The organism is Sphingobacterium sp. UBA5639, from assembly GCF_002421245.1.
GTDB classification, from domain to species: domain Bacteria; phylum Bacteroidota; class Bacteroidia; order Sphingobacteriales; family Sphingobacteriaceae; genus Sphingobacterium; species Sphingobacterium multivorum.
Genome location: NZ_DIJR01000002.1, coordinates 526,837 through 553,123, shown reverse-complemented (window position 1 = coordinate 553,123; position 26,287 = coordinate 526,837). Strand labels below are relative to the sequence as shown.

The following is a 26,287-nucleotide window of genomic DNA, read 5'->3' as shown; positions in this document are numbered from 1 at the left end:
TAGTTATACTGTATTTTTCATCATGAAAAACGTTTATATTTTACCGTCTTTGCATTTCTTTTGCTTCGTAGTTCTGTTTACGATCATAGGCGGACTAAATTACTTTCGTGATGACTATCATATTCCTTTGGTTCAAATTAGTATTGTCATTTCGCTGTATTTGGGTTATAGTATATTGATTTCCTATTTGATCCTGCAAGCTTGGAGTAGAAGCTTGTTTAAAATTGTGGTAAACGCGATAATCTATCTTTTCCTCACGTTCACGTTTATTCCCTTCATAGATTTTTTGGTGCATAGTTTTCTTCCACGGTTGGGTGTTGTTTTCTTTGAAGTTGGCTTACCTGAAAATTATGTTGCATTTCGCGCGCGACTCATTTCTGGTTATATGACGGCTAATTTATTTGCGATATTCGCCTGTCTGACTTATGGCGCAATCTATTTGGTAAGAAGCAAGCGCCAGCTCAACAAAGATCTAAAACAATACCGCGACCGCGCCGTGGCAATAAAATATACCTCGCATTTTCTGACCTCGGTTTTCGCCAATAAATTTGGTGAAATGCTGATTAACGACGTCCCTAAAGACAAAACGGCAAAACGTGATATTATTCAATTTTTAGCTTACTTGTTAGAAGTGGAACAGCTCAAGAAAACGGCTACAGTTGTGGATGAAGTGGATCATCTGGAATGCTTTGTGCGGCTGTTAAAAATGTATTATGGGGAGGGAACTGTATTATATAGCCGTGAGAGCGACGACAATATCCGCTATCCGGATATTCCGACAGGTGTGCTCTTCTTTCCGCTGGAGAATTGCCTAAAGCATGCCAATATTTCGGTCGAATATCCTGTTTCCTATAAAATTAGCTATACGGCAGCCGGCCTCGTTGTAAACTGTCACAACAGTTGGTCGCCAAAAGAAGGACTCGTTCATTCGGGGACAGGTTTTGCGCTGTTGGAGGCCAAGTTAGCCCTCGTAGATTATACCTCATCGATGGAAGCGAAGCAGGATGACGGCATTTTTTCTGTGCACTTGAAACTAAACTTTTTGAACTAATATGAACAAACTAAATTACCGCCTATTAATTGTTGACGATATGCCACAGTCTTTGGTGTATGTATTGATGTCGCTTAAAGAACTTCCTTTTATCAACGATGAGATTAAGATTATCGAAAATCCGATAGAGGCCATCACTTATTTAAAAGAAAATGAGGTCGATATTTTGATGCTTGATATGGATCTCAGCGATAGAGAAATAGATGGTATAAAATTGTCGAAACTCATCCCCAACCCACCGGTAATGGTGGCCTGTTCGGCACACACAGATTATGTTTTTAAAGCTAACGAAGCGGGGTTCTGCACCTATTTCAGTAAGAAGATTAGTTTCAATGCGTTAAAATCCAAAATGGAAGATGTAATTGAAATTGTGGATAGGAAATCGGATAGAAAAAATAGGGATGTAAAAAGTTTGAAAATAAAGAGTCTGGAAGGCGAAATGATTGACATCGCAGTGGAGCAAATTTATTATGCTAGTGTGGAGAATAATACAATTGATATTTTTTTGGAAAAAGAAGAATATCAATTTAGGGGAACTCTGAACGATCTGCAATCGGAACTTCCGTCAGACCGGTTTGCCCGGCCACGGAATAATACATTGGTGAATTTGGCCATGGTTGATCTTGTGCGTCCGGATGAATTGTATCTGGTAAAACCAAGGAATGGCTTCCGCATTGTTATGACAAGATACTTTAAAGATAATTTTAGGCATCAATATGAGGCCTATAAACAGAACAATAGATAAAAGGGTAGGGCTGCCCTCATTTCATGGTATTGACCAATGAAATTATGTATGAAACAATTAGACAAAATTGTTGACTTGTTGACTGAAATCAACGAAAGATTGTCCTTTATGGCCCATCATCTACTTCCCAAGGGGAAGCAAGATAAAGGTTGGAATGTGGACGAATTGATGACCCGCATGGCTGTGGTGTCAAGATTAGGCATCTCCGAACGAACCTACAACCGCTGGGTGAAATCAGGTGTCCTTAAGCCCATTTATCTGGGTAACAAACATTACTACCGCGAAGAGGATCTACAGGATGCGATCAAGCGGAGTATCGCTAAGGGACTAATTTGAGTTCTGGTCTTTAGAAGGCTGATCTTTTATGAAAAGGTTGGCCTTTTTTATTCTCTTTTTCATTGCTGATTTATGGCCAATTCTTTACTTGTTGTGGCGTAATGGTTTGGTATTGCTAGTATACTGGCCTGCCATTTCCTTACCGATGGCTTACCTATACTAGGCTACTTTATTGCTTATCCTTTAGTCTTTCTTAGATATTTCTTTGCTTATCCGTTGGTATTTATTTGCCTGTTCTTTGGTGTTTCTTTGCCATTTCTCTGCCTATTCTTTGCTGTTTATCTGCTTAGACCTTGTCATATTGGCAATGCAGCAGCCTTTGGACGGCCTAAAAATAGCCACAAACTGACAAAGAATGTCGAAGCGAGAAGCGCGTGAGTCTGTATCGACACCCCCCGAAAATACGGTATTTTCCGACCTATAGCTCGGTTTTTATGTCGCCATAAATGGCATTTTCAGACAAATGGCGCAAGATGGCGCCATTTGGCCAAACGCGCTTCTAAAGCACTTTACCTTAGTGTCATGATATCGATATCGTGGCTGCCTGCAGCGCCACATGATGGTTAAATATTTTAAAAAAATAATAGTATGGCAAGATTTATAAAAGGAATTCACGGATCATACCAGGGTAAAGTGGGTAACATCGTAGGTTCTTCCTGGCGGGGTATAGACTATGTACGCTCGCTTCCAAAGAAAAGTTCAAAGGCCGCATCGGAAGATCAGCTGGCACAGCGCATGAAGTTTGGGATGACGACCAGTTTTCTCAAATCCATTAAAGATATCCTGATGCTGGGGTTTTCAGATAGCAAACAAAGAAACAAAACGGGCTACAATGTAGCTTTCAAACAATTTATCAATAATGCTTTTCAGGGGACTTATCCCAACTTTACGATTGATTTTTCGGCGGTCAAAATAGCAAGCGGAGGATTGGCCGCACTAGTAGGATTACAGACAGTTGAAGCTTTTCCGAAAGTATTGTCGTTGACCTGGGATCCGATCGGAAACCGCTTCAATGCGTTTGATGACGATCAGGTCCTTGTGATTCTGTACGATGTAACAGAAAACCTCTTTTTTGCATTTGAAGGTGCTACACGACTTGATGCCGCAGTGGATATTACGCTGCCAGACAGCTATACCGGTAAGACAATAGTCGGCTGGGTATTTAACATCCATCGGGACGGAGTGATGACATCAAGCAGTCAGTATTTAGGTGAATTTGTGCTCACCTAGCTGCGTGGATTTATGGAGACTGCTCTTTCGGGAGCAGCTCTTTTTTTGAAACGAATTGATTCGATAAGGTAAAATTTAAAATCAAACAAATGAAAATAGTACAACAACAATTGGTCGCGGATATCGAGGATATCTATTGGCCTTTGACAGGGAGATGGGTACTGGGCATTAGTCTGGTCTGTCTTATGGTATTTTTTATTGCTGCAGGCTTTCTGTTGCAAGCGATAGATCCCACGGCAGGGGTATTGGATATTGGTATTCTTTCGGTATTGTTCTTTGCCGTTTTGGCGGCACTATTGATTATCTACTGCTGCTTTTGGCTACAGGAGATCCTCTGGCAGCCTTTTAAGCTCTTTCGTCAGCAATTTAGTGTTCACTTTAATCAATTGACATCATGGCAACAATGCGTTATTTATTTTTCGGTTTTCTTTCTGTCGCTGTTCTCTTTCTTGGCGGTGCTGGCAATGCTGCTATAGCCGATAAGGAGCAGTCAGGCAGTTATGCTGAGCTCCCAAATACCAGCTCTGGGCTGGAGCAGGTGCATGACCCATCAGTGAAACGCTACACCTGTTCGGGTGTACGCGAACGCATTGTCGATATTGCGGTACACGAAATTGGTGTGCAGGAAGCCAGAGGCAATAACGATGGCAAGCGGGTCGAGGAATACCTAGCGTATACTGGTCTTGGAAAGGGCCATGCCTGGTGTGCGGCTTTTGTCTCCTGGTGTTATGGCCAGGCGGGCCTTGCTGTTCCGCGCAATGCCTGGAGTCCGGCACTTTTTCCGTTGGCGCGTCGGTATAAAGCTGCACAGATCGCGCAGGGTAGCATCCAACAGGCAGATCTCTTTGCGATCTATAGCTCCAGTCTCCAGCGTATCAATCATGTAGGGATTGTGCGCAAAAAGGAGGGTAATTGGATCCTGACTGTGGAAGGAAATGTGGATAATCGTGTATTGTGCAAGCGGCGTCCCTTGACTACTATTTATGCGTTTTCAAATTGGCTGGACTGAAAGGAGGAAGGATGAAAACAAGGCTATGCCAGGTGATATTTTATGGGGGACTCTTATCCTTGCTGGTCTCCTGTAAGATCTACGAAAATAAAAAATATCAGAAACAACAAGAAACGGATACGCGGCGGCAGTATACCGAGCAACTCCGAAGGCTTTATTCCGACCATCAGGATACGCTTTCCCGCCTTTGGTACTTTTGGACGGACAGCACTTTTCGTTTCTATCCCGATAGTGGTCTGTCTGCCCGGTCGGGAGGTTTAGTATTGCATGAGTCAGCCAAAAGAGTCAGTAAACAGGTACTGGAGCTGGCTGAAAAAAGGCAACAGGAAAAACAAAAGCAGGTCAGTCATGAAAAAAGCGGCAGCCAAATGCGCTCTGCCCAGCAGGTTTGGATCATGGGCTTCGCCTTGCTCCTGTTTCTTCTTTGGCGATGGGGCCGATCTCACCTATTGCCCTAGTAAGCGTGGGAAGGAGGTCTGAAGAAAAGCTTCGACAGGTACTGTTGGGCTATGAAGGAGACACGAAGTAAAATCGTAGTCTCCTTTTTATGTGCCGGATGAATTCCTGCTATGCATGTTTGAGAAAAATCAAAATTTGTTAATCGTTTTAAATTTTTATTTAAAAAAGCAAAACCGTTTTAGTTTTATTATATTTGTTCGTAACCAGATTAAGGGAGTAATCCACAAATTACTAGACACAGTGCGTGAAAGACCAACTTATGAAATATTCCTGCATCATGTAATTGTTTTTTGTGACGCTTATTAGCTTGTAAGCAAATGTTAAGATTGGAGATCAATAACCGGATATTATAAACAAATAGCAATCTTTGCTAGTAATGAAAGGGTAAAACGTGACAATGTACGCACAAAAATACGACGATACTGAAGAGAAGTCTGTCTTGATCTCCCTGCGTTCTGGCTGCCAGGGTGCTTTTCGGCAGGTCTACAGTAGGTATAGTGGGCGTATTTATCTCAATATCCGTAAGATGGTCAAGTCCGAAGAAGACGCAGTCGAACTATTACAGGAAGTATTTATTAAAGTATGGGATAAGCGGGAGTTGATTGATCCCGAGCAGTCTTTTCGATCTTATCTATTCCAGATCGCCAAATATACCGTCTATAATTTTATCCGGCGAAATAACCTCGAAAAACAAGTTCAGGCATATCTTAGCCTTCACAATACAGCCATGTACAGCCACGTCGAAGAAGAACTCTATGAAAAGCAATATGAAGAATGGTTGTCGCAGACCATTGACCAACTGCCGCCACAACGCAAATTGATCTATAAACTTTGTAAAATTGAGGGCAAAACCTATGCCGAAGTAAGCGACTTATTGAGTATATCGACATCCACGATTAACGACCATATCGTAAAAGCCACGAAATATATCAAAGAGAAGCATGGGATCCTGGATAAATCCACATTGCTCATTATTTCTTTTATACTTCTCCAACAGCATTAACGCATCTAATTTTCATTGCACAGAAAAAAAGTAAAATAAATTTGCAGGTAGAGCAGATGACGTTTACCGCTGAAGTGTATTAGCTGAAAAGAGGATAACCAATTGTGGAAAAGAAAACACTTCGATATACGTTAAGGCGATATATACAGGGAAAACTTAGCGAAGAAAATTCCCGTGCGTTTTTGTCCTATGTAAAATCAGGCAGGGATAAAATATTACTTCAAGAACTCATCCAGGAGGTTTTGGACGATCCCGTCGATCAACATCTGTTGGACGATCCAACTTTATTGGCCGTACTGGATAATACCTGGGACCAATTGCATCTCCAGATCAATAAACCAAAAACAAAATCGCTATGGACTTGGAAACGTATTGGCGCAAGCGCAGCTGCTGTTATCGGACTATTAATTATTGGTCGCTGGTTTCTTACCATTGAAACTAAAAACGTATCTCCGCAAGCTGCACAACATGTGATATCACCCGGAAAACAATCGGCGACCTTAACGCTGGCCAACGGCAAGCAGATTCATCTACATGAAACACAAAACGGTCGGATTGCGGAAGAATCGGGTATAAGAATCTCTAAAACAACGGATGGCCAATTGATTTACGAAGTCAGCGATAAGTCGCAGGGCGAAATCGAGCAAAATACCTTATCGACAACCAAAGGAGAAACCTATCGGATTAAGCTACCTGACGGTACACAAGTATGGCTCAATGCGGCTTCTTCGCTCAGCTATCCGGTTCGTTTTGCAAATCAAAAAAACAGAACTGTCACACTCACCGGCGAAGCTTATTTTGAAGTAGCGAAGGATTCCAAACACCCCTTTATTGTGCAGGCAGCAGCTCAGCAGGTCGAAGTGCTCGGTACCCATTTCAATGTAAACAGTTATGCCGACGAAACGGCGGTACAGACCACCCTACTGGAAGGTCGTGTACAGGTCAGTTCCCACAGTCAAAAATTGCTATTAGCACCGGGTGAGCAGTCGACCCTTACAGCTCGTGGGGTGCTAAAATCCCGCCCAATAGATACAGCGCCGGTTATTGCCTGGACAAACAACGAATTTATGTTCGATGGAGATGATATCGAAAGCGTCATGCGCAAGGTGGCACGCTGGTATAATGTGGAGGTCATCTATCAGGGTAAAAAAACGACCGAGAAATTTGGTGGCGGAATATCGCGTTTTGATGATGTTCAAAAGGTCTTAAGCCTGCTCGAAAAAACGGGTGCCGTTCATTTCAGAATAGACGGAAAAAAAATACATGTACTTCCGTAATAACCTAAAAATAATTAATGACACAATAACCTAAATAAACAAACCGATGAATAAAAAACGACAAAACGAATAGCCACGATGGTGGGGTATAAAAAAGCAACCAAGATCCTGAAGGAGCTCGGTTGCCGTTTGGGACAATTAAATTTTAACTATCCAATCTGCAGTATGTTTCTGTTTTGGACGACTCGAATACACTGCAAATAAACCTTACAAATGTATCAAAATTATATCAGAAAAAAGGAGATAGCGTATCTGCTATTCCGTAAACTATGGCTTATTATGCGATTGACAACCATAATTATCTTGGTTACTTTTATGCAGGTTAGCGCTACCACCTTTGCACAAAAGGTAACATTAGAATACTCCAACATGAGCCTTAAGAAAATATTTAGGGAACTCAAATCTCAGACGGGATACAATTTTCTGTACACGGAACGACAGATGGTAAACGCGAAGCCTGTTGACATAAAAGTTAGGGATCGTCAATTGTCGGATGTATTGGACCAGATCTTTAAAGATCAGCCCTTGTCTTACCAGTTGGATAATAAGACTGTGGTCATTTATGATAAGCCAAAAGCTTCCATAAAGTCCGTTCCGAGGGAGTTTACGATGATCCCAAATCAAGTCCCTGTAAAAGGACGTGTGACCAATGAACGTGGCGAACCGCTCGCAAATGTTTCTGTGCGGGTCAAAGGAAATGAATCTATAGGTACTACCACCAATAGTGATGGTCTATTTACCCTCACAAATCTTTCACCCAAAGCAACGCTGATATTCTCCTCTGTTGGTTATGATGCATTGAGCGGAGAACTGTCTTCCCTGCGGACCGATGGATCGGGGCAGCTCAATGTGATCATGAAAAATAGCAACAGTCAGCTCGAAGAAGTTATCGTAATCGGCTATGGTACCACGACACGTCAGCGTGTTGTTGGGGCCGTTGACCAGATCAGTGCGAAGACTTTCGAAAACCGACCTGTAGGCAATGTAACGCAAGCCCTTCAAGGAGCCTCACCAAGTTTGACCATCCAACAGAAAAGCATGGATCCCAATGATAATTCGATGAATATCAATATTCGTGGGATATCTACCATAAACAGTAATGCACCGCTGGTGGTGATCGATGGAATTATTACAGAAGGCGGAACACTCAATAAGATCAATCCAGATGACATCGAAACGGTGTCGGTATTGAAAGACGCCGGTTCTACGGCTATATACGGTTCGAGGTCTGCAAATGGCGTTATTTTGGTAACCACCAAAAGAGGACGCCAAAATCAGCGGCCTGCGGTGACTGTCGGCACCCAGTGGGGCGTGCAAGAACCTAAGATTTTATTTTCACCTGTTGCAGGATATGAAAATGCGACCCTTCGTAATCTTGCACTGACCAACTCAGGAATGGATCCACAGTTTTCACCAGAGGCTATTGCAGACTTATATGCCCATCAGGATATCGAGCGGTGGAACTTGCCGGAAATCATGAAAAACTCTTTCCAGCAAAAATATAATATCAGTGTGGCCGGGGGTGGAGATAAAAGTTCCTATTTGTTTTCCGGCGGCTTCTACAATCAGCCCAGCAACTTTGTCGGACAGGACTTTGGCATTAAGCGGTACAATTTGCGGAGTAATCTCAGTACAGAGATAGGCCGTTTTAAACTGACCTCAATCTTAGCCTATACCCGCAACAACAACATGAGCAACACGGCCGGAAGTGCCATTATCAATGCTTCCAGACTTCCGCCTTATTACTATTATCGCATGCAGGCTGACAATGGAAAATATCTTGTCAACAATGCACTGACAGATCAAAATCCTTTGGCTGAACTGAATGAAGGCGGCTATATCAAAAACGATAACGACTATTTTAATATCAACCTGAATCTCGAAGCAAAACTCTTCGAAGGTTTAAAACTGCGTGGTATCTTCGGAGCTGACATCTATGCCGATCACCGTTCTATCCGTAGAATCCAGGTGCCATTATATTCCAATCCGGATGCCACGCAACCTCAGGTCTACGTCAATTCAGACCGCAATACCGAAGATTTTAACGAAAAAGCTTCGTTACTGAACTTTCAGCTGCTCCTGGATTATGACCGGACTTTTGGTAGTCATCATGTATCAGGTCTATTTGGAGCATCCAACGAATCCTATACACGCCGACAAAACGAACTGAAAATGAAATTTACTGATCCTGTCCTCGGCACACCTACCACAGGAACAGTTATTGATCCTGTGAGTGCCCGTGTGACACCAAATGGAACACTGCAAAATAGTATCAATTCGATCTTCGGCCGTGCCGGATACGACTTTGCAAGTAAATATTTTGCCGAATTTAGCTTTCGCTACGATGGATCTTCTAAGTTCTCGAAAGCTAATCGCTGGGGCTTCTTTCCTTCGGGATCCTTAGGATGGCGGGCATCCGACGAAGTATTTATGAATTGGTATAAACAACATGTCGGTAGCCTAAAAATCAGATCTACCTATGGTGTTCTTGGCAATCAGGCCGTAGACGACTATGCGTATTATTTTACCTATGAATCTTATCAGAACAGTTATGGATTTAACAACAAACCTGTTTCTGCTGCGGGATTTAATTATGCCAGTCTGGATCTGCGCTGGGAGAAAACCTATAATTTCAATGTTGGGTTGGACGCCACCTTCTTTCATGATAAATTAACGGCCAGTTTCGATTATTTTAAAAAGCGTACAGTTGATATCTTGATGTCGCCACAAATACCTTCCACATTCGGAACCTCCCTAAAGAATCAGAATTTAGGTGAAATGAACAATGAGGGCTGGGAAATCAACCTCAGCTACCGTGCTACAACTGGCGATTTCCAACACACGATCAATGCGAATATGGGCGATAGTCACAATAAGATTATTGCGATGCCCGGTGATGACCGTATTTCGACAGTCGATAACATTACTAAATTGACGCGTGTTGGGCTACCTTATAATTCCTACTATGGGTACAAGATGGCCGGATTCTTTCAAAATATAACGGATATTGAAACTTCGGCCTTGCCGAGCGGTATTACGGCAGCAGATCTGCGTCCCGGCGATGTAAAGTATGTCGATCGGAATAACGATGGAATTATCGATGCACGGGACCGCTTTGTATTAGGCAATGGTTTCCCCCGCTTTACATTTGGGCTTACCTATAACCTGAATTATAAAGATTTTGATTTTAGTATGTTCTGGCAAGGGGTAGGCAAGCGCGATATGATGATCCGGGGAGAGTTGATCGAACCATTTCATCAGAATTATTCATATACCATTTATCAGCATCAACTCGATTACTGGACGCCGACCAATATTGATGGACGCTGGCCCCGACTGACTGCAAATGGATCAACAGCATCGACCAACAACTTTGGGAAAGATTCTGATCTCTATCTTTTCAACGGGAAATACGCTCGATTGAAAAATATACAGGTAGGTTATTCGTTACCCAAAGAAGTCGTGTCGAAATTGGGATTGCAGCGTGTTCGCTTTTTCATCAATGCCCAAAACCTGCTGACTTTGAGCAAAAACTCCTGGATAGATCCCGAATCCTCCGAATTTGATTCTAACATGGGTGGTTCGGCCAATAGTGCCCGCAATTATCCGACGTTGAAATACTATGGCGGTGGATTAAATATTCAATTCTAACCTTTTATGTAATGAAACTATATAAGATACTTATTGGAGGCTTGAGTTTAATGGCAATTCTCCAATTAACATCCTGTAATAAGTTGGATACGCTGCCAACAGATCGCTTTACCGATGAAAATTTTTGGGACTATCCAGACAACGCCGAAAAAATGGTCAATATGGCCTATAATCAGCTGTATTCAGCAGATCGTATGTGGAATGATGAAGCCCTGAGTGATAATATTTTTGAGGGGCGCTCAAACACAGACCAGCGCGCAATTCGTAATGGAACCGCCGATCCAACACTGGGCCGTTTTGGGGCAGAGTGGTCCGATCTTTACGGTGGTATTAAGACCTGCCATGTCTATCTAGAGAATGTAGAGCGTGTGCCCGGAATGGATGCGGCACTCAAAAAACGCCGTATCGCCGAGGTACGCTTTATCCGTGCATTTCTCTATTTTAGACTTGTTAATTTCTATGGCGCTGTGCCTTTCTTCACCAAAGATATCTCATTGGAAGAGTCTAAGACTCTTTCTCGGACAGAAAAAGCGACTATCATGGCCTTTATCCATCAAGAGTTGGATCAATGTATGGCCGATCTACCGAACAGAGATGCTTTACCGGTAGACGACCGTGGCCGGATTACCAAGGGGGCCGCTTCAGCCTTTCAAGCCCGGGCCTATCTCTATGAAAGCAACTGGAATAAAGTATTGGAATACTGTGAAAATCTGATGAAAAAACAAACGGAATTTGGCACTTACGCTTTATTCCGCAGTTATCCGGAGTTGTTTACTGCAGCCAATGAATATAATTCAGAGGTTATTCTGGATTATGCCTATGTACCTTTATTAAAAACCTGGAATAAGTTATATGATGCAGCACCAATCTCTGCTCAAGCACGTTTAAATGGTTATGCACCATTACAAAGTCTGGTCGATAATTATTTGACACTGGGCGGAAATACCATTGCTACGGATCCGCAATATAACGACAATAATCCCTATGTCAACCGCGATCCACGCATGGCCGCAACCATCGTTTTTCATGGTGGGCAATGGACTGATTTTGACGGTACAACACGTAAGATCTTTATCAAACCCGGCTCTGGTACAACAGATAAGGAACGGCTCGATGAATATCAGGGTGCAAGTGCCAACGCTTCCGCCACAGGGTATTACGTAAAGAAATACTACGATGTAACAGCAACGGTAAAATACGATGCTGGATTGAACATCATCATGTTTCGGTACGCCGATATCTTATTGATGTATGCAGAAGCAAAAGAAGCACTGGGACAACTCAATGCAGCAGTGTGGGATATGACGATCAGACCTATTCGTCAGCGGGCTGGTTTTGAAGCATCAAAAGCGTTAGACTTTCCGACTACCGGGGATCTGAAAACAATTGTCCGAAATGAGCGGCGAAGTGAGCTTGCTCTTGAGGGATTGCGTTACTATGATATCATGCGCTGGAAAGCTGGTAAAACCTATTTGGACGGCCAGGTATTGGGTGCTAAATATGGTGGTAACAATAGTAATATCAAACTGGATATCCGCCGATTTGATGAAAGTAGAGATTATCTCTGGTCGATACCACGAACTCAGATCGATCTAAATAAAAATTTATTGCCTAACAATCTGGGCTACTCAAACTAAATTTAATTCAAAAACTAGCGCAAACGGCGCATTAAAAAATGTACGTTTCGAACCATAAATTAATGATATAGACATGAAATGGTATTTTAAAGTTATAGCAATGGTCGCATTGGCTGCGAGCATCGTTTCCTGTAAAAAAGACGATATGAAATACGCCGACGCAGAGGTGTCGGCTGTTGAGAACCTATATGCTCCTGCAGATGGAAAAGCTGTCAAATTATTAAGTTCCAGCTCAGCAGCGCTGTATTTTGAATGGGAGTCGGCCTTGGTGGCCGATGGTGGGGCAGCGCAATATGAAGTTGTTTTTGATAAGCTCGATGGCGATTTTAGCAAGCCTCTTTATACAGTCACGTCGGATAATAATGGAAACTCAAACGGCGCCAATATTAGTCACAAAATATTGAATCAGGTAGCAACGAAAGCTGGGATTAACCCTGGTGAGAGCGGCGATGTGATCTGGTCCGTATATGCTATCCGTGGAATGAAACGGGTATTGAGCAAAGCAAAGAAAGTATTGAATATCAAAACACTGGAAGGCTTTGCAGAGATCCCCGATGAATTATTTATCACTGGAGAGGCGACTGAGGGTGGGACGGATGTTGCCGCATCTTTACCTTTTAAATTGGTAGGTAATGGTGAATATGAGATCTTTACAAAATTGGAAGCCGGAAAAAAATACACCTTTACGGATCGCAAGTCTGCTGAGGGACGTGTTTTCTATTCGGAAGATCAAACCAAAATAAAAGAAGGTGAAACCGGAAGTAACAGCATTGCCAAGACAGCAGTATATCGTATTCGAATTGATTTCAATGTGGCAGCAGTTACTTACACAGAGATCAAAAACATGGGCGTTTATTTTTCTCCATCCGGAGCTGTGGTGTTGGATCTACCTTATCAAGGTAAGGGAATTTGGTCCGCAACAGGTATCATCAATTTTAAACAGGAAAGTTGGGGTCGTGACCAACGTTATAAGTTCCAAATGGAAACCGTCAAGGCTGGAAAGGCTGAAACCTTACAGTTGGGAACTCAAAACGGGACGGACAGTCCGCCCAATAGTTCATCAGCTCCTTCTTATTATTTCGTCCGAATATTGCCCAATCTTTCACAATGGGACGATAAATGGAAATTTGCGGATGCAGTAGACGGCCATCCAACAAAAATATCGATGATTTTACAAGGCGACAAAGACTATACGCATACTGTCGTACCAAATTAAAGGAGGAGACCCGATGAATAAAATGATTATACTGTCATCCCTATTGTTTCTACTCTTAGGATGCACCAAGATTGAGGACAGCTACCCCTATGACGACACTGTACAGGAAAGCTGGACAACTATTGCAACGCAGGTTTCCGATAAGATGATTGCCGGATTCTGGAATGAGGCCGGGTATTTTAACAATGCGATCAATCAATCCGATCTGGGATTTCAATATTGGCCCAATGCACATGCGATGGATGTTGTTATCGATGCCTATCTACGAACGAAGGACAGCAGATATAGTGCCTATTTCAGCAAATGGTTTGAAGGTGTGAAGATCAAAAATGGCAATACCTATTATAACGTATTCTATGATGACATGGAATGGAATGCACTGACCATATTACGCTTATATGAAATTACCAAGGATCAAAAATATCTCGACACGGTATTGCTTTTATGGACAGATATTGCTGGCGCATGGGATGAGCAATATGCAGGCGGTGGATTGGCTTGGAAGAAAGATATGCGCTATAGCAAAAATGCTTGCTCGAATGGGCCAGCTAGTATTCTGGCAGCTAGACTATATCGTTTGACAAAAGATGAAAACTACCTGACCTGGGCCAAGAAGATCTACGAATGGCAAAAAGCAACACTGTACAATCCGTCAACGGGCGCTGTTTATGACAATATTAATGGTCAGACAGGTAATGTGGATATGACAACACTGACTTATAATCAGGGGACGTTCCTTGGTACCGCAGTGGAGCTTTTTAAGATTACTAAAGATCAGCTTTATCTGGTTGATGCGCAAAAAATTAGTTATTACACAATCACACGTTGTATCGATGGCGGGAATAATATTTTGCGCGACGAGGGAAGCGGCGACGGCGCATTGTTTAAAGGGATATTTATACGATATTTTGTAGACTATTTAAATCAGGAAGGAATTGATGCAGCCTACCGCAGTAAGTTTGAGAAATTTTTGGTCAATAATGGTAAAATTGCCTGGACCAAGGGAACAAGTCTACCGACGCTGTTCTTTGGTCCGTCCTGGGCGCAACCACCTATTGGCAATAGTGAAATTACTGCCTATGCAAGTGCTGCGATGCTTTTTGAAGGATTAGCAAGCTATGAAAATAAATTAAAATAATGGAATGAACACAAAGAAGCCTTCGTGACCCAAAAGGTTTCGAAGGCTTCTTAAAATACATATGCTGATGAGACAAATCTATAAGATAACGACAACTGTGCTGCTGTCGGGTTTATGCTATTTAACAGGCTATGGGCAATTCAATAAAGGACAGTCTGCCGAACGTGCCCAAAGAACGTTAGCTATTGTTTACGCTAAGTATGGAAATGCCAAAAATCAACTGTTGACCGAGAAATATCCCTTCGACGAAACCTTTAAAGCGGATTATCTTGATAATTCCGAACAGGCGACCGTGCAAAAGAAATATGCTTACCTATGGCCATTCTCCGGAAGCTTTTCCGCTGTAAACACATTGATGGAACTCCCAAAGAACAAAGCGCTTTACCAAAAGATCCTGGACCAACGCGTGCTGCCAGGATTAATGGAATATAGGGATCATTCCAGAGAGCCTGTTGGTTATGCTTCCTATATCAATTCTGCTCCGCCATCAGACCGGTTTTATGATGATAACGTCTGGTTGGGTATTGACTTTGCCGATAGTTATCTGCAGACAAAAAAGGTCGATTATCTTAAGCATGCGAAAGAGATCTGGGCTTTTGTAAAAAGTGGTGCGGATGACAAGCTCGGTGGTGGAATCTATTGGTGTGAACAGAAAAAAGAATCTAAAAATACCTGTTCCAATGCTCCTGCGGCAGTATTTGCACTAAAGCTGTTTGAAGCTACTAAAGAGGGAGACTATCTGAATGAAGCGCGACAACTCTATGCGTGGACAAAGGCAGGTCTGCAAGACCCAACGGATAAACTCTATTGGGATAATATTCAGCTCAATGGAAATATTGGTAAGGCCAAGTATTCCTATAATTCCGGACAGATATTGCAAGCAGCAGCCTTGCTTTACAAGCTTACCAAGGAAAAAAAATATCTGATTGATGCCCAAGAGCTGGCAAAAGCTTGTTTAGCGTATTTTTTTCAGACCACGGACCAAGATACTTTTCCAATGTTAAAGAATAGTAACTTATGGTTCCATGCTGTAATGATGAGGGGATATATCAGTTTATTTGAACAGGACGGAAATAGAACCTATATTGATATTTTTGCGAAAAACCTAGACCGTGCATGGTATAAGATGAGGGATCAGGACGGACTTTTTGATGTCGACTGGACTTTGGAGAAAAAGCAAAAATCCAAGTGGCTGTTAGATCAATGCGCTTTTGTGGAGATGTATGGACGTTTGGCAAAACTAGGATATTAATTCATGTATCAATTTCCTGACGACGATAGGGGCGACGCTACTGATGCTCAGTCGGAATTTTTGAGAAATTTTTAAAACATTCTTGCGCTGACAGTGGTTTTTTTGGATAACTTAGGCAAGTTAGATTATTGTATTTATATAGGCTAGGTATTGGTTCCCTAGCCTATTTTTTTTCTTACTATTTTTGCATTGACTCATTGATGCAGAAAAATCTAGATCCCGCACAGAATTTTAATGTTTTCATGGGCTTCCCGCTGCTGGCTCAGCTGAATCTGGATCAAGTTTTTGGCCCCGATAGACAGCTTGTTTTCCTCCGCCAGCGCTTTGTCGTAAACCTCTCGGAACGCTGCCTCGCCGCGCTCACAATGCTCCAATAAATCTTGCATATTACCGCCCGATAATTTTGATTTGATCACCATCCACAGCCGAAAAAGCTCGCCACTTAATTTTGTCCGGTCAGTCGCGTATTGGCCAGCAAGCTCAACCAATGGACTGAGTTCGGCAATAAACTTTTCAGACTGCCCGATCATCTTTCTGAACACGGCTTCACGGGCACCTTCGCCCTGCTCGTTGGCCAGATCAATAGCCAGCTCGTATCCTTCGATGCGGTCATTGTTGATTTTAATAAGGTCATTTAAAATATTGGGGTCATTCTGATTACTTTTCATATGCTCTTAATAGTTGTTTTTAGGAGGAACAACTTAGATTAATCAATAGTTTAGCTTTATTTCTTTTATGTAATTATCTGGGGCTTACTTCTTGATTTTTAGGATACTTAGATTTGATTAATTGGGCTAAAGACGCATTTAAGGGGAAGGGCAGGTGAGTACAGTTCAGACCTAATTTTCTTAAAAAACAAACCTTATGTCTATTTAAGTAGTTTCTTTCTTAAAAACGATAACAACTTAAAAAAATAATTCCAAAAAAAAACAAGAACGTAATGGATGTAAAAAAGAAAAATACAAGCAAGCTGCAGCGGTATTGGACGATACTTAAAAATACCGTATCGGGATTTATAAATGAAGACTCCATGAAATATAGTGCTTCACTGTCGTACTATACCGTTTTTTCCATCGGCCCCATCCTAGTTTTAGTGATCGCACTGGCCGGCATATTTTATGGGGCCGATGCTATTCAGGGAAAGGTTTTTACCGAACTGAACGGCTTGGTAGGCAATAGTGCCGCCAAACAGATTGAAGAGGTCATTCAAAACCTCCAGTTATCCGGAAAATCCAATATGGCCTTGGTGATCAGTTTGGTGACCTTGATTCTTGGGGCAACCACGGTTTTTGGCGATATGCAAAACTCCATCAATAAGATCTGGCATGTGCGCCCAAAACCAAAAAAAGGTTGGCTGAAGTTAATCCAGGACCGGTTGCTGTCGTCGTCGCTCGTTATTGGTCTGGGTTTTTTATTGGTGGTTACGTTAATTATAAATGGTGTGATCCTGGCCTTGACAGGTCAGCTGCAGCGCTACTTTCCCGATATCACTGTGGTGCTCATGAATCTTATCAATTTTGTCATTTCCTTTGTGGTCATTGTGATCCTCTTTAGCGTGATCTTCAAGACCTTACCCGATGTCAACATTCAATGGAAGACTGTTCGCGCCGGAGCTCTATTTACAGCCATTCTTTTTGTGATTGGCCGTTACTTGATCGGAATCTATTTAGAACGTTCGGCAACGCAGGATACTTATGGAGCAGCAGGTTCTTTTGTGCTTATTTTGCTTTGGGTATACTATACCGCTGCAATCCTTTATTTTGGTGCTATTTTTACCCGAGAGTACGCAACGGAAATGGCTATTCCGATCGAACCTTCTGAGTTTGCGGTACATGTGGAAACGCAGGAAATAGAGCGGAATGTGGATGAAATTCCACCGGCACCACTGGATTCCGAGGAAACCACCATTGATAAAACGGAGTAAGTCGCCGTGAACATTTTTTAACATTTGATAACAATTTTTTTTAAACGATTCCAGCTGCAGGCTGTTCTATTTATAAAAAACGAAAGGAAAATTATTATGAGCGAATTAACATGGAAAGGTCGTTGGAACGAAATTAAAGGTAAGGTAAAACAGCAATATGCGGATCTTACAGATGATGATTTACTATATGCAGAAGGCAAGGAAGATGAGTTGGTAGGTAAACTTCAAAAGAAAACAGGTAAAACACAAGATGAGGTCAATAGTTGGTTGAACGGTTTGTAGAATAGTGTTTTCGTGTTAAAGGCGGATAGCAGAAATGTTATCCGCCTTTTTTTTAGGTCTTTTTTCTATAAATCAGATAACTGATCAGCAGGCAAAGGTTCACGAGAACAGCAAAGCTATTTGAATAGATAATCGGTACTTCGGTTTTCATTATGCCGTACCATACCCATAGGGAAAGTCCTATGATTAATGTTAGTAGCATAACCGGGGAAAGGTCATCCACATTCTTTTCCTTTAGCACTTTGATGAGCTGCGGCAGCATAGAAATAGATGTGAGGATACCTGCAATAATACCCAGAAAGTTTTCATTGATCATAAGGACTTCGGTTTTATGTGATCATTACGTTGACATGACTAGATCAAAATGGATAGCCGATCGCTAGATTAAACATCAGATTATCTTTTCGCCATCTTGAACTCCCAAAGTCGATATCTTTCAATACCCAACGCTCGCCCTTCGGTAAATAGGGGATACGGAACGGGACGGAAAAGTCGGTACGCAGGATCAGAAACGTAAAATCAAACCGTAATCCCATGCCGCCGCCGACGGCTAGTTCCTGCAGGAAATCCTTGCTGAATTTACCGCCTGGTTTGGTCTCATCATCCCGCTGCAGCCATACATTTCCAGCATCGATAAAGGCGGCCCAATGGACAGGACCAGCAATTTTTGCCCGGTATTCGGTATTCAGCTCCAACTTGATATCGCCTGTCTGATCGGCATAGAAAAGTCCATTGCCCAACCTTTCCGGAGCTACTGTGCCGGGTCCGATCGCACGTGCGCCAAAGGCACGGATACTATTTGGTCCGCCCACATAATATTGCTTAAGATAGGGCAGGGAACGCGAATTGCCATACGAGTAGCTCATCCCTATACTCACCCGTGATGCGATCTGTGAATTTTCGCTGAGCTTGAAATAATGCCTGCCATCCACACTGGCTTTGATATACTGCGAGAAGTAGGCGTCAAAGAGTTTAAACGTTTTTCCCTTGTTAAAATCCGCCCCTTTGATCAATCCCAGAATATTGCCCGACAGGTCCAGATTGCCCTTAAAATAAAAGGTATTCTGCAGGTGTCTCTTCATGGTGTTCTGAAAGGTGAAATTATAATTGGGCCCAATTGTGAATTGGGGATCGATTACATGCCGCAGCGCCGGAATGGTATCCATCTGCATCTTGTAGCTTTCCGAAATACCTCTCGGCTGTACATAGGTGATTTCCATCAGCGCCAGATCATGCTGTTTCTCTTCGTTCTCTTGCCAGGTATAACCGTAGCTGAGTGCCATCGAATTGAGCGTATAGGCTTTGCGCCGGTTCAGAAATTCGTACCTTGCCTTGATATACGTATTGGGAATATATTGACGGGAAGGATTAATGGTGCCAAATGGTGTCAGTATCCTCGGGAAGGTTAGGGTGGCCTCGGTACCGTAACGGAAATAGCTGGAGTTCAGATCGGCATTGCCACCCGTCTGCAATTCGTAACCCCCAAATACGTTGATATTGAGCTTCTCGGCTCCTTTAAAAGCGTTACGTAAGGTCCAGTTAACATTCACTTCCGTACCGTTGTAGACGGAAGCCATTTTTCCCAGCAGTTCTACACGGATAGATTTCTTCGGCAGGGGAGTGAGGTAATAGTATACATCGAGCGCATTGGGTACCTCCTTGCTGTCCACAAAGTTATTTTTGACAAATTTCCAGCTGTTGAGATTCACCAAGTGGCTGATGGTCCTGTTGTGGGCGTCGCGGTTATACAGATCGCCCTCTTTGAAAAAGATGTGATTGGCAATTACTGGTTTGCGGAAGGTATGATTTGGGTCAATAAAATAATAACTGCTGTCAAATAGTTCGGCATGCCGCGGTGACTGCTGGTAGCCAGCTCCGGTTTCGGTATAGTTTGGGAAAATATAGATCTTATTGATTTTGGACGCAGTTCTTGCCTGTTCGGGCGTTTCCTTTTTTACGGTCACATAGAGGTTGACTTTATGATCCCCGATGGTGCTGTCTACCTGTACCAGAATATAGTCTGGACTGAAATAATAATAACCCTTATTTTTAAGGATGTTGTCGATGCGGTCGCGTTCATTGAGCACGACATCAAGACTATAGTTTTTGCCCACCTGCAATAGGCTGCGGTCAGAAGTTGCGCGGATATCGCGTCCCAGCTGCGTGCTGCTGTCGACATCAAAAGTGATGGATCTGATCCGGTAGATCAGATTGGGCTTGGCGGTATAGTCTACCGTAGCTTTTTTATTTTCAACGATTGTATCCGAAGTAACTTCCGCATTGAAAAAACCGATATTCTCAAGCCGGTTGCGCAGTAGATTCTCATTGTACTCCCTGTTCACCTCACTCAGCAGTACGGGTTCTTCACCTATTTTTTTAAGAAAACGTTTCAGAAAATTGCTGTTGGCGGTGTCGCCGGCCATATTGTTAAAATACAGCTTGTAGGGCATCCCCAAAACGCGCTTGTTGGGCTTCGGGCGTAGCGATTCGGCAAGGTAGGCCGCCAGCTTTTCTTTGTTTTTCTTTGAAATGGTATCGGATGCGATGTTGACATTTCCCTTCACGTACAGGCTCTCACCTTCGGGCAGGTTTTTGGTCGACGAACAGGCAGCAATGATGCTGCTTATCGTAAATAGGCCAATCAGCCAGTGTAGTTTAATTTGCATGGTAAGCCCTTTCCTCGTCTTCATTTTTAATTGCTGTGGTTTTGATCGTGTCTAAGTGCTTCGGCGCACTATTTTTCCGTGCGCTGTTTGCTGTGCTGTCCACCTGCTGGCGGTGCTGCTGCTCTTTTTCCTGATCCTCTATCCGTTTACGGTATTCGGGACTATGGAGCATCAGGCTGTCGCGGATCACTGTGCGTACACTGTCTCGATAAGCCGAATCCTGCTCCATACGATCGACATCAAAACGTTTTCTAAACTTCTTGCTGCCGGTATTATAATATTCCTTGAGCTTTTTGGAACGCATAAAGATTTCCTTAAATCGGTTGTAGTCCATCGTGATGATAAAGCCGATTCCGGTTTCAACAAATTGCCCCTGTAAAGTGACCTGATATTGGTTTTTGCGGTAGAAGCGGGCAAAGTACCGTCCGTCTTGTGAAAGCTGATAATCCAGTTGTATATCGCCGGCAATATTATTGGCAGTTTCTCCTGGTCGTGAATTTCCTTCTACTTCAAAGTTAGATCCGATATTGACTTTCAGCCGGTCGTTGAGCAGCATTTTGGAGACGCCGATATTCAGGTCGGTGCGCGTCTGGGCCGTTCCAGTGCTGTAATCGTCTTCTGATGTCAGGTTGAAATCAAGTTCAACGCCTGTAATTAAATCGGAGGCAAGGCGATTGAGCTGCGAACTCAAAAACGAACTGACACTATTTCGTACCAGTGCCTCTGTACCTCCGCCACCGGAAAGGCTTTCAAATGGATTGGCCGACATAAAGCGCCCCAACACAATCAGTGAAAAGACTTGTTTGTTCAGGTCGGAAGGATTATCACGTAAGGTGGTCAGTGCATTGTCTACCTTACTGATGACGTCCTGTGATACGATGGCATTATTAGCATTCAGGTCGATATCAAAATTCAACTGTGGCTGAAACAGTTGGTCTGAAATTTTCAGCAGCACGTCGAAAGGTATCTTTTGCTTATACAAGTTTGCGTTCTGCGTACCAAGCTGTGGCGCAACCAGTTCCAGGGTTGGTGCTTTCAAGGTGTACACTGCCGTAATATTGAGCTGCGCGTCCAATGGATCGCCATTCCAGGTAATTGTACTCCCTTTCTGAAATTTGAAGTCTCTGCTCGCAGGTCCAAAACTGAATGAATAGCTCCCTTGCTCCACAGTAAAAGTTCCTGACATGGTTATTTTACCACTGGCATCTACACCTGCATTTAATTCAGCCTCGCCTTGAATGTTTAGGGCATCTTGTGATCCTGCGTCGAGCAGAATCTTAAATTTGGCGTCCTTATCAGTCTGCAGGTTCAGATCGACGTCTATTCCTGTAAGCTTTGTTACAGTCATAGAATCTAATCTGGCAAGCGCATTTGCGGTAGCCGTATCCCGTTTATCCACAAATTCGACCACGCCCTTCCGATCGGCCATACCGGGATCATTGTTTGGCATCACCATCGTGAAATCGGTACTGTCTAGGACCTTGATTGTACCGTCTACAACGGGTTTGTTAAGATTTCCGCCGATCTGCAGATCGGTGCCAAGAAACATTTTTCCGTAAAATAGATCATTGTCTGCCTGCGTGGAATTCAGTACTTCAAAATTGTCCATGACGATGTTGAGGTCAAAGTCAAAATCGGTATAGGTCTGGGTATTGACAGAACCGCTGACCTGGGCAATATTGCCTTTGCTGTCTTCGAGTTCAAATTTGGGGAACGATATTCCATTTTGATCAAAACGGATCTGTTCGTCCTTTGCTTTGAATAGGGCATTGAGCATGGCCACATTGAACTCGGCTTCCCTGAAATCAAGGTCACCCCTAATCTGTGGTTTTGAAGGCGATCCTGCTATTTTTAGCTGGCCCTCCAGGTTACCCTTGGCATCCTTCAGATTTCCCATGCTGAATGCCTGTACCGTCTTCATCGTCAGTGGCGCGATATCCAGTGTGAAGTCGAGCGTTGCGTCGCCTTGCGGCGGATTGATAAAATCACCGCTCAGGACGAGGTTGTTACCATTTTCGGTAATGCTCACATGGGCATTGTAGGTGTTTTCGCGTTCATTATTAACTTTGATATTGACGTTGCCCACGGTATCTTTTCCGAAGTAAAACTTATCTACGGTCATATCTGCAATAAAAACCGGACTGCTTTCCAGTCGGGATAGCGTCGTTTGTCCGTTTATGCCGCCGCCAAGATCCAGACTATCACTCATAACCATCTTGCTCAGGGTCTCGATGCGGAAGTTTTTAAAAGCCACATCAATTGGTGAGTTCAGGATGCTGTCCTGAGAAGCGATGCGCAGTTCCTGTCCCTTGTTGCTGAGGACAAAATTATTAGCCAATAGGCCGTCGCTACCAAATTTTAAGGTGTTGTTGGGCGCCACATCCCACTTATCGTAGTTGAGCATTAAGCCGTCCTGTAGTAAGCTGAATACAAATACACCATCTTTGGCCTGCATATCGGCTCCCAGATGATATTGTTCTTTATCATGCTTATCCTTGATCCACACCCCCAGATTAACCGTATTTTGCGCGACCTTTCCACTAAAAACGGTGTTGGTGAGTTCAATGCTGCTGACTTTAACTTTGTTGATTAAGGCCGAATAGTAAAGGGCACTGTCCAGACTGTTGATATCTAGGGTAACATTGTTGATCTCGGTACCACCATAGACCACGCGTGGTGCATCTAATTTGGCCGATAGGTTTTTCGATGTACTGTTAAAGAGACCATCCAGGGTAATGGCTTTCATTTCCGTCAGCTCAGGAAGAAAGTCCTGGATGAGTTTATTGCGGGTAAGTTGTGCTGAAAATTCGATGACCTGCGGCGAGTAGGGCGGAATCTTAACCGGCTTTTCGGGTTTATAATACACTTGCAGGAGATCTTGGACGGCACTCTGCAGTTCCAGCATTTTGTACTTGCCGACCAAGTGGGCATTTAAAAAATCGGAACGCAATACCAATTGATTACTGCTTGTATCGGCCTTGGCCAAGAGGGAGACAGTATCCAGTGCATAACGATCAGTGTTATATCGGATCAACGAATTGGTAATATGTGCTTCGCCATTCAAAAAGTCTGGATCTGCAGTGCTGAAATTACCGCTGAGCTTACCGCGGTAGCTGATAGCATCTTGCACCAGCTTTAACTTTTGTAGGTTGATGCTGTCGGCCACTAGTTCGAATGCTATTTTGGGATAGGTAGAATTCATATTGGCCGTGGCATCCAGTTTTAGTGTGATATTGGGATCAGGACTTAGAATATAAGCTTTTATGGCGCCTTTATCGGCAGACAGATTCATGTCGATATCATGATAGCGGTAGCCCATGGCATCCATGCGGGTGACTTTACCGTCAAAGTTGGCCATCAGTTTTTTTGGATCGGTGCCCCTGCCTTTGATTTTGCCTTCGAAAGAAAGAATACCCAGCGTACTGTCCATTTTCATGATTTGACCGATGTTGAGGTCACGAATGCTGACTGCTGCATCATAGCTGGTATCTCGCTTGGTCATTTGGACCTTTCCGTCTAATTTGGCTGTGCCTTTTTCGGTCACCAATGCAAGTTTTGTATTGAAGGCAGTCATTCCGCCTTTAAATGTGCCACTAAGTCCAATGGTGTTGGGTAGCGCGATACCCTGAGGCAGCATCGACTTGGAAACCAGTTTCTCGATATCGGAACGGCCTGTGGTAAGTTTTTTCAGGTTGAGGTCTACCGATAATTTATTCATGTCGGGAAGTCCTTTTAAATGAAGACTAGCAATCAGTCGGGTATTGGAAAGTGTCCTAAAATCGATATTCGGTATATGCAGATCATCGACACGGCCAGTTACGCGGGTGTCAATATAAAATTTCTTGTCCAACAGCGGCTTCATTACCTGCATGGTGTCCAGGAAGGGCGCGAGAAATAGGATATCGCGCATATCAATATAGCTCTTTGTGATGTTGGCATTGACCGTGATCAGTTCTGGCTTTTTGCCGATGATATCCAGAGAAGGATAACTTAGCTTAACGTAATCGCGGATAAGGGTACGAGGAGTTTCCGCATATAGATTTTTAATTTCCGCACCGGTATTGCTATAGTTAAAATCAGCCTTCAGCTGCTTGATGACAAAACCGGAATGGTCGGCAGCGATAAGCTCTTTCAATGATCCACTGATGGAATCGGCGCTGTAGTAGAGATCAGTCAGCCTGGTTTTGAGAGCCGGCATTTGGATGTTAAAATAGTCGAATCCCTTGATGCGGGGCTGGTTGTCGTCTTTAAATCGGATATTGGTATTATTGATGTTAATGTCTTTTGCCGAAACGATCCAGTTCATCTTTGCAGCGCTGCTGCTGTCGGCTTCAACTTCGCTGGTTTTTGCTGCTGAGACCGAAGATTTTTGGATTTTTCCCAGCAGGACATTATTATCCGAACCGTCGAGATCGAGCTTTTGGATGTCGACAAATTCTTTGTTGAGATCGATCTTATTGATAGCGGCATAGAAGTTTTTCAGGATAAATTGAGATTTAAGTGCACTCGATTCATCTTCATAACGAACCAGCACATTACTGAGCTCGGCTACCTGTATGCCTACATCAGGAAGGAGGGATGTGGTCTGTGCAGTTTTATCGGTGATACCAAAATCTTCAACCGAAGGGCCAGATCCATCAGTTGTTGGTTTCCATTGTTTTACCGTTGCATTTAGCCCGTCGACTTTAATTTTAGGCAAGTCAAAGGCCATGTTTTTGGTCAAGTCAAATTTTTTAATATTGGTATTTATGCTGCCGAGATAGACATCGGCACTGGTGCCGATAACCTCGTCGGCATAGACCACATGTATTTTTGAAAACTTAACCTTATCCAGGTTAAACAGCAGTGCTGAAGTCGTGTCTGCGGTAGGCTCACTTTCCTTTTCAGAAGCAAAGGCCTTAACAATATAATCAAAGTTAAAGGCACTGTCTGGCAAGGTGCGACGTATTTTGGCGGTAATTCCATCGGCTTCCAGGCTTTGGATTTCCACAGTATTCTTCAAAAGTTTCAGCATATTGATATCGACCGCTATGCTTTTGCCGGCAACTAAAGTATCCTTACTTTGATCTTCGAGATAGATATCTTCCAGAACCAATTTTTTAGGAAAGTCAATATTGATATAACCAATTTTGACAGGGGTGCCGATCTTTCCTTCGACATAATGCGTTACTTTTCCAGCAATATAATTCTGTATTTTGGGTAGGCGTAATAGGAAAACGATAAGAATAAGAAGCGTAATTATTCCTCCGATAATCCACAATATTGTTTTTAAAGCAATTCGTGTAAATCTGTTCAATGTGTTGTTGATTTAAGTTTACAGATAGGACAACACAGAACTGCAAATGGTTTGAATATTATGAATTGATATCTCCTTGGGTATATGTTACCTTACTATAACAACCAGGTAAGAA

At 43.1% G+C, this 26,287-nt stretch carries 20 protein-coding genes; 16 read left to right on the top strand and 4 right to left on the bottom strand.

What is annotated here, in order from left to right:
• Positions 1–22 precede the first annotated feature (22 nt).
• From B4Z90_RS03220 to B4Z90_RS03155, 14 genes are all read left to right on the top strand, one after another.
• Positions 23–1,051, top strand: a complete 1,029-nt coding sequence (locus tag B4Z90_RS03220) for a hypothetical protein (protein ID WP_286710039.1) — start codon at positions 23–25, stop codon at positions 1,049–1,051.
• Between the two features lies 1 nt (position 1,052).
• Positions 1,053–1,796, top strand: a complete 744-nt coding sequence (locus tag B4Z90_RS03215) for a LytR/AlgR family response regulator transcription factor (RefSeq protein WP_286710040.1) — start codon at positions 1,053–1,055, stop codon at positions 1,794–1,796.
• A 48-nt stretch (positions 1,797–1,844) separates the two neighbouring features.
• Positions 1,845–2,132, top strand: coding sequence for a helix-turn-helix transcriptional regulator (locus B4Z90_RS03210; protein ID WP_286801380.1), 288 nt, complete (start codon positions 1,845–1,847; stop codon positions 2,130–2,132).
• A gap of 588 nt (positions 2,133–2,720) precedes the next feature.
• Positions 2,721–3,362, top strand: a complete 642-nt coding sequence (locus B4Z90_RS03205) for a DUF6266 family protein (protein WP_286801378.1) — start codon at positions 2,721–2,723, stop codon at positions 3,360–3,362.
• An 89-nt stretch (positions 3,363–3,451) separates the two neighbouring features.
• Positions 3,452–3,838: a hypothetical protein gene (locus tag B4Z90_RS03200; RefSeq protein WP_286710043.1), complete on the top strand. Its 387-nt coding sequence runs from the start codon at positions 3,452–3,454 to the stop codon at positions 3,836–3,838.
• Positions 3,757–4,371 carry a CHAP domain-containing protein gene (locus B4Z90_RS03195; protein WP_286801375.1) on the top strand — a complete coding sequence of 205 codons (615 nt, stop codon included), beginning with the start codon at positions 3,757–3,759 and terminating at the stop codon, positions 4,369–4,371. The genes B4Z90_RS03200 and B4Z90_RS03195 overlap by 82 nt, the downstream gene beginning before the upstream one ends.
• Before the next feature lie 11 nt (positions 4,372–4,382).
• Positions 4,383–4,829 carry a hypothetical protein gene (locus B4Z90_RS03190; protein ID WP_286801373.1) on the top strand — a complete coding sequence of 149 codons (447 nt, stop codon included), beginning with the start codon at positions 4,383–4,385 and terminating at the stop codon, positions 4,827–4,829.
• 398 nt (positions 4,830–5,227) lie between these two features.
• Entirely contained in the window at positions 5,228–5,833 is a 606-nt protein-coding gene (locus tag B4Z90_RS03185) for an RNA polymerase sigma factor (RefSeq protein ID WP_075993613.1), read from the top strand.
• Positions 5,834–5,937: 104 nt separating this feature from the next.
• The gene (locus B4Z90_RS03180; protein ID WP_286801370.1) at positions 5,938–7,110 is read left to right on the top strand and encodes a FecR family protein; all 1,173 of its coding nucleotides are present in this window, start codon (positions 5,938–5,940) and stop codon (positions 7,108–7,110) included.
• 213 nt (positions 7,111–7,323) lie between these two features.
• Positions 7,324–10,761: a TonB-dependent receptor gene (locus B4Z90_RS03175; RefSeq protein WP_286801368.1), complete on the top strand. Its 3,438-nt coding sequence runs from the start codon at positions 7,324–7,326 to the stop codon at positions 10,759–10,761.
• 11 nt (positions 10,762–10,772) lie between these two features.
• Positions 10,773–12,398, top strand: coding sequence for a RagB/SusD family nutrient uptake outer membrane protein (locus B4Z90_RS03170; protein WP_286801366.1), 1,626 nt, complete (start codon positions 10,773–10,775; stop codon positions 12,396–12,398).
• Positions 12,399–12,471: 73 nt separating this feature from the next.
• On the top strand, positions 12,472–13,614 hold the full coding sequence (locus B4Z90_RS03165; RefSeq protein ID WP_075993610.1) for a SusE domain-containing protein: 1,143 nt from the start codon (positions 12,472–12,474) through the stop codon (positions 13,612–13,614).
• Positions 13,615–13,627: 13 nt separating this feature from the next.
• On the top strand, positions 13,628–14,752 hold the full coding sequence (locus tag B4Z90_RS03160; protein ID WP_088162371.1) for a glycoside hydrolase family 76 protein: 1,125 nt from the start codon (positions 13,628–13,630) through the stop codon (positions 14,750–14,752).
• Positions 14,753–14,819: 67 nt separating this feature from the next.
• The gene (locus B4Z90_RS03155) at positions 14,820–16,004 is read left to right on the top strand and encodes a glycoside hydrolase family 76 protein (protein ID WP_088163677.1); all 1,185 of its coding nucleotides are present in this window, start codon (positions 14,820–14,822) and stop codon (positions 16,002–16,004) included.
• A gap of 212 nt (positions 16,005–16,216) precedes the next feature.
• On the opposite strand, the gene B4Z90_RS03150 is transcribed toward B4Z90_RS03155, so the two are convergent.
• Positions 16,217–16,672 (bottom strand): PA2169 family four-helix-bundle protein, encoded by a 456-nt coding sequence (locus tag B4Z90_RS03150; protein WP_088162370.1) that lies wholly within the window; start codon positions 16,670–16,672, stop codon positions 16,217–16,219.
• A gap of 272 nt (positions 16,673–16,944) precedes the next feature.
• On the opposite strand from B4Z90_RS03150, the gene B4Z90_RS03145 reads away from it, so the two are divergent.
• Together B4Z90_RS03145 and B4Z90_RS03140 are read left to right on the top strand one after the other, a co-directional pair.
• A complete protein-coding gene (locus tag B4Z90_RS03145) occupies positions 16,945–17,928 on the top strand; it encodes a YihY/virulence factor BrkB family protein (RefSeq protein ID WP_088162369.1) in 984 nt (327 codons plus the stop codon).
• A 96-nt stretch (positions 17,929–18,024) separates the two neighbouring features.
• Positions 18,025–18,210 carry a CsbD family protein gene (locus B4Z90_RS03140; RefSeq protein ID WP_046675215.1) on the top strand — a complete coding sequence of 62 codons (186 nt, stop codon included), beginning with the start codon at positions 18,025–18,027 and terminating at the stop codon, positions 18,208–18,210.
• A gap of 52 nt (positions 18,211–18,262) precedes the next feature.
• Here B4Z90_RS03140 and B4Z90_RS03135 read toward each other — a convergent pair whose 3' ends face one another.
• From B4Z90_RS03135 to B4Z90_RS03125, 3 genes are read right to left on the bottom strand one after another with little or no spacing between them, the layout of a single operon-like run.
• Positions 18,263–18,526: a SemiSWEET transporter gene (locus B4Z90_RS03135; protein WP_198385957.1), complete on the bottom strand. Its 264-nt coding sequence runs from the start codon at positions 18,524–18,526 to the stop codon at positions 18,263–18,265.
• A gap of 43 nt (positions 18,527–18,569) precedes the next feature.
• On the bottom strand, positions 18,570–20,900 hold the full coding sequence (locus B4Z90_RS03130) for a BamA/TamA family outer membrane protein (RefSeq protein WP_088162368.1): 2,331 nt from the start codon (positions 20,898–20,900) through the stop codon (positions 18,570–18,572).
• Positions 20,866–26,172, bottom strand: coding sequence for a translocation/assembly module TamB domain-containing protein (locus B4Z90_RS03125; protein ID WP_286801362.1), 5,307 nt, complete (start codon positions 26,170–26,172; stop codon positions 20,866–20,868). The genes B4Z90_RS03130 and B4Z90_RS03125 overlap by 35 nt, the downstream gene beginning before the upstream one ends.
• Positions 26,173–26,287: the final 115 nt, after the last annotated feature.

Coding starts and splice junctions, on each gene's coding strand:
- B4Z90_RS03220 (WP_286710039.1), top strand. CDS start 23: ATGAAAAACGTTTATATTTTACCGTCTTTGCATTTCTTTTGCTTCGTA.
- B4Z90_RS03215 (WP_286710040.1), top strand. CDS start 1,053: ATGAACAAACTAAATTACCGCCTATTAATTGTTGACGATATGCCACAG.
- B4Z90_RS03210 (WP_286801380.1), top strand. CDS start 1,845: ATGAAACAATTAGACAAAATTGTTGACTTGTTGACTGAAATCAACGAA.
- B4Z90_RS03205 (WP_286801378.1), top strand. CDS start 2,721: ATGGCAAGATTTATAAAAGGAATTCACGGATCATACCAGGGTAAAGTG.
- B4Z90_RS03200 (WP_286710043.1), top strand. CDS start 3,452: ATGAAAATAGTACAACAACAATTGGTCGCGGATATCGAGGATATCTAT.
- B4Z90_RS03195 (WP_286801375.1), top strand. CDS start 3,757: ATGGCAACAATGCGTTATTTATTTTTCGGTTTTCTTTCTGTCGCTGTT.
- B4Z90_RS03190 (WP_286801373.1), top strand. CDS start 4,383: ATGAAAACAAGGCTATGCCAGGTGATATTTTATGGGGGACTCTTATCC.
- B4Z90_RS03185 (WP_075993613.1), top strand. CDS start 5,228: ATGTACGCACAAAAATACGACGATACTGAAGAGAAGTCTGTCTTGATC.
- B4Z90_RS03175 (WP_286801368.1), top strand. CDS start 7,324: ATGTATCAAAATTATATCAGAAAAAAGGAGATAGCGTATCTGCTATTC.
- B4Z90_RS03170 (WP_286801366.1), top strand. CDS start 10,773: ATGAAACTATATAAGATACTTATTGGAGGCTTGAGTTTAATGGCAATT.
- B4Z90_RS03165 (WP_075993610.1), top strand. CDS start 12,472: ATGAAATGGTATTTTAAAGTTATAGCAATGGTCGCATTGGCTGCGAGC.
- B4Z90_RS03160 (WP_088162371.1), top strand. CDS start 13,628: ATGAATAAAATGATTATACTGTCATCCCTATTGTTTCTACTCTTAGGA.
- B4Z90_RS03155 (WP_088163677.1), top strand. CDS start 14,820: ATGAGACAAATCTATAAGATAACGACAACTGTGCTGCTGTCGGGTTTA.
- B4Z90_RS03150 (WP_088162370.1), bottom strand. CDS start 16,672: ATGAAAAGTAATCAGAATGACCCCAATATTTTAAATGACCTTATTAAA.
- B4Z90_RS03145 (WP_088162369.1), top strand. CDS start 16,945: ATGGATGTAAAAAAGAAAAATACAAGCAAGCTGCAGCGGTATTGGACG.
- B4Z90_RS03140 (WP_046675215.1), top strand. CDS start 18,025: ATGAGCGAATTAACATGGAAAGGTCGTTGGAACGAAATTAAAGGTAAG.
- B4Z90_RS03135 (WP_198385957.1), bottom strand. CDS start 18,526: ATGATCAATGAAAACTTTCTGGGTATTATTGCAGGTATCCTCACATCT.
- B4Z90_RS03130 (WP_088162368.1), bottom strand. CDS start 20,900: ATGAAGACGAGGAAAGGGCTTACCATGCAAATTAAACTACACTGGCTG.